The sequence below is a fragment of the Arthrobacter sp. HMWF013 genome (assembly GCF_003061105.1).
In the GTDB taxonomy this organism is placed as follows: domain Bacteria; phylum Actinomycetota; class Actinomycetes; order Actinomycetales; family Micrococcaceae; genus Arthrobacter.
In genome coordinates this window covers 1-4,002 of record NZ_QAIQ01000617.1, presented here as the reverse complement: position 1 = coordinate 4,002, position 4,002 = coordinate 1, and the positions used below count along the sequence as shown (strand labels likewise).

General features: G+C 66.8%; 3 protein-coding genes and 1 pseudogene. All 4 read right to left on the bottom strand.

Going from position 1 to position 4,002, the window contains the following annotated elements; all coding sequences use genetic code 11:
* Positions 1-667, bottom strand: a 667-nt coding sequence (locus tag DBR22_RS24895) for an ABC transporter ATP-binding protein (protein WP_258229351.1), incomplete at its 3' end; no start/stop codon positions are given.
* Positions 664-2,256: an ABC transporter permease gene (locus tag DBR22_RS20615; protein ID WP_181365269.1), complete on the bottom strand. Its 1,593-nt coding sequence runs from the start codon at positions 2,254-2,256 to the stop codon at positions 664-666. The genes DBR22_RS24895 and DBR22_RS20615, both read right to left, overlap by 4 nt.
* A 4-nt stretch (positions 2,257-2,260) precedes the next feature.
* Complete coding sequence (locus tag DBR22_RS20610) at positions 2,261-3,322, bottom strand: iron ABC transporter substrate-binding protein (RefSeq protein ID WP_108600525.1); 1,062 nt, start codon at positions 3,320-3,322, stop codon at positions 2,261-2,263.
* Positions 3,323-3,489: 167 nt separating this feature from the next.
* Positions 3,490-4,002, bottom strand: a pseudogene (locus DBR22_RS20605) (glycoside hydrolase family 76 protein); the annotation flags it as partial.

Here is a 4,002-nt window from a genome sequence, read left to right as displayed (position 1 = left end):
GGTCGTGGGTGACCAGGATGGTGGTGACGCCGGCCTCGGCCAGGACCTTGGCCACGGCGCGCCTTGTGGCCACGCGGAGGCCTGCGTCCAGGGCTGAGAACGGCTCATCCAGCAGCATCAGTTCGGGTTCGCGGGCCAGCGCGCGGGCCAGGGCCACACGCTGCTGCTGCCCGCCGGAGAGTTGGTGCGGCCGCCGCCGGCTCATGCCCTCGTCCAGGGAAACCATCGCCAGGAGTTCGCTGATCCGCGCCTGCACGGCGCTGCGGCCACCGGGAAGTTTCCGCGCATCCAGGCCGAACGCGATGTTCTGGCCCACGCTCAGGTGCGGGAACAGGGCGCCGTCCTGGGCCACGTATCCGATGTGGCGTTTGTGGGCGGGCAGCCAGACGCCGTCGCCTGCGACCTTGGCGCCGTTGAGCGAAATGCTGCCTGTGGCCGGGTGTTCGAAGCCGGCGATCAGCCGCAGGAGGGTGGTTTTGCCGGAGCCGGATGGTCCCACGATGGCGGTGGTGCTGCCCTTGGCCACGGACAGGTTGACGCCTTTGAGGACGGCCTGGGAGCCGAAGTTCTTGGTGACATCGGTGATGGTCAGGTGGCTGTTGGTGCTTGGTGCCACCGATGCCGCGATCCGGGGTTCGGGAAGCCTGGAGGGGGATTGTTCGGTCACTGTCCGGCCGCTTTCTTGGACTGCTGGAAGAGCAGGTAGGTCATGGGGGCCGAGAGCAGGATCATCAGCAGGGCGTACGGTGCCGCTCCGGCGTAATCGATCTCGCTGCTCTTGGACCAGAATTCGGTGGCGAGCGTCCGGGTCCCGTTGGGGGAGAGGAGCAAGGTGGCGGTGAGCTCGTTGGCGATCGCGAGGAACACCAGGGCGGCTCCGCCGGCGGCGGCCGGAGCCGTGAGCCGCAAGGTCACCCGGATGAACGAGAGCAGCGGCGGTTTGCCCAGGGCCTGGGCGGCCTCGTCCAGTTCCTTGGGGGCCTGGGCCAGGCCTGCGCGGAGGTTGACCAGCGCCCTCGGCAGGAACAGCAGGACGTAGGCGGCCACGAGCAGGCCCGCGCTCTGGTAGACGCCGGGCACCAGCCGGATGCTGACCGTCACGAAGGCGAGGCCCACCACGATCCCGGGCAGGGAACTGGTGACGTAGTTCGAAAGCTCCAAAGTCTTGCTGAACCAGCCGGGGTGCCGGACGGCCAGGTAGGCCATCGGGAACGCGACGACAGTGGTCACCGCGGCGCCGGCCAGGCCGTAGCCCAGCGTGGTCAGGAGGGCCGGCAGGAACTCGTCCGCCGCCCAGATGGCCGGGCCGCCGGCGGCGATCCAGCGGAGGACGAAGAACAGCGGGAGCCCGAACGCCAGGGCCGTCAGCGCAAGCAGCGCCAGTTGGGCGGGAACCTGGTATGCGTGCAGCGGCAGCCGCAGTGCCTTGGCCTGGGCACCGGAGCCCACCCGGGCGTAGCGTGCCGTTCCGCGGCCGCGGGACTCCACCACCAGCAGGATCAGGCAGAAGAACACCAGGACGCTCGCCAGCATGTTTCCGGCGGTTCCGTTGAAGGTGGACTGGTACTGCACCATGATCGCGGTGGTGAAGGTGTCAAAGCGGATCATGGCAAAGGCGCCGTATTCGGCGAGCAGGTGAAGGCCCACCAGGAGCGCGCCGCCGGTCATGGCGATGCGCAGCTGCGGCAGGACCACCCTGAAAAAGACCCGCCAGGCGCCGAGCCCCAGCGCGGCGGCGGACTGTTCGATCGCAGGGTCCAGGCGGCTGAGTGTTGCGGCCGCCGGAATGTACACGAGCGGGAAGTAGGAGAGGCTGGCGATCAGGACGCCGGAGCCGAGCCCCTCCAGCGACGGAATGGCCGAAACCCAGGCGTAGCTGTTCACAAACGCGGGGATGGCCAGCGGCGCCGCCAGCAGCACGGCCCAGATTTTGTGGCCGCGCAGCTTGGTGCGTTCCACCAGCCAGGCACCGCCGACACCCAGGACAAGGCACAGCGGCACAGTCACCAGCATCAGCAGCACGGTGTTAAGCAGGAGCTCCCCGACGCGCGGCCGGAAGATCAGTCCGACGGCGGTGTCCCACCCGGTCACTGCCGTCATGTAGACGACGTAGCCCAGCGGAACGAGGGAAAACAGTGCGATCAGCACCGCCAGGATGGACACGACGGAAACGCCGAAAGGCGGGCGGGGGCTTTTGCCCCGGCCCGCCGTCGTCGTGCTCCCCGTGGAAGGGGGAGCCGATAGATCAGTGGTCACAGAATTACAGCAGTCCTGCCTTGGTCATGAGCTCGGTGACCTTGGTGGAGTTCAGCTTCGCCGGGTCCACTGTGGGGGCCTGGAGATCAGCCAGCGGGACAAGCTTCTCGTTCGCCGGTACGTCAGAGGCGATGGCGTACTCGAAGGAGGTGCCCTTCTGCAGCACTTCCTGGCCCTTCTTGCCGGTGACGAACTTCAGGAAGGCCTGGGCAGCTGCCGCGTTCTTTGCGGTTTTCAGCACGCCGCCGCCGGAAACGGACACAAATGCGCCCGGGTCCTGGTTCTTGAAGTAGTACGGGGTGACGTTCTTGGAGTTCTCGCCGGTCTTGGCCTGGTCACCGTAGTAGTAGTAGTGGTAGATCAGGGCGGCGTCGACTTCACCGGCGTTGACTGCCTTCATGGCAGTGCTGTTGCCCTTGTAGGCCTTGAAGTTTTCCTTCATGCCCGTGAGCCACTCGTCGGCTGCGGCCTCGCCCTTGAGCTCGACCAGGGCGGCAACGATGGCCTGGAAGTCAGCACCCGACGGGGATGCGGCCCACTTGCCCTTCCACTCAGGGTTGGCGAGGTCCAGCATGGACTTCGGCAGCTGGTCTTCGGTCAGCTTGGCTTTGTCGTACACCAGGACAGTGGAGCGGGCGGCGATGCCGGTCCACTTGTTGGTGCTGGGACGGTACTCTTCCGGAACCTGCTCCACGGTGGCTGCATCGACATCGGCGAAGAGGCCCGCGTTTTCAACCTGCGCCATGGCGGGCGAGTTTTCGGTGAGGAAGACATCAGCCGGGGATGCTGCGCCCTCCTGGACAATCTGGTTGGACAGCTCCGTGTCCGAACCCTGGCGCATGGTCACCTTGACGCCGGTCTCAGCCGTGAAGGCGTCGATCCATTCCTTGGTCAGGCTTTCGTGCTGGGCGTTGTACACCGTGATCTCACCGGAGACCTTGGCGTCAGCCGAGGCGGAGGGTGCGGTGGTGGCTGCCGGGGAGGTGCTGCCGCCACAGGCGGTCAGTCCCAGGGCTGCGGTGGCGGCGAGTGCGATACCGGCCAGGGCGCTGTTGCGGATCTTCATTGAGGCTACTTTCTGGGGAAAAAGTGTTGTGGACCGATGGTCCGGGTAAGCCGGGAAGGGGGCTGGCTCACTCGAGAAACTGTAGGTTAGCCATACCTAAGGTACCAAGCCCGATCCGCCAGAAGTGATCAGGATCACATCAATTACGTAACTGTTGCGTGACTTAATTACCCGGCGCCTTGTGGCGGAAGAGTCGCGGCGGCCTCCAGGACCATCCAGGCCTGCAGCTGGGTGGAAAGTTCGACGGCGGCCCCCGGGGGATAGGTCGCCCCGGCCGGTTGCGTGGCGTGGATGGAGAAGATCACGTTGCCCTGGCCCGGGGTGGCGTGTTCCGGCCGCCGGCCGGCCCAGAACGCTTCGGCCGTGGCCAGTACGAGTTCCGCGGCAGTGGACCGGGCGGACGCGGGAAGCCGGTCATCGAGGGCGGCGAGTGCCAGGTAACGGCAGAGGATCCCGGTGAAGAGTCCGCCGTCGCCCGTTCCATCGCACCGCAGGACCCGCGCGGGCGCGGCGGGGGACGCCGCATCAGGGGCAGCGCCGGGAACCGGGGCAGGCACTGTCAGGTGCCGGGCCACGGCCCCGATGACGTCTGCGGCCCGGGCCAGGTTTGCTTCGCCGCCAAGTTCCAGCAGCGCTCCGAGTACAGGCCCTTGGTTGTAGGTGTAGATGGTGCCTTCCAC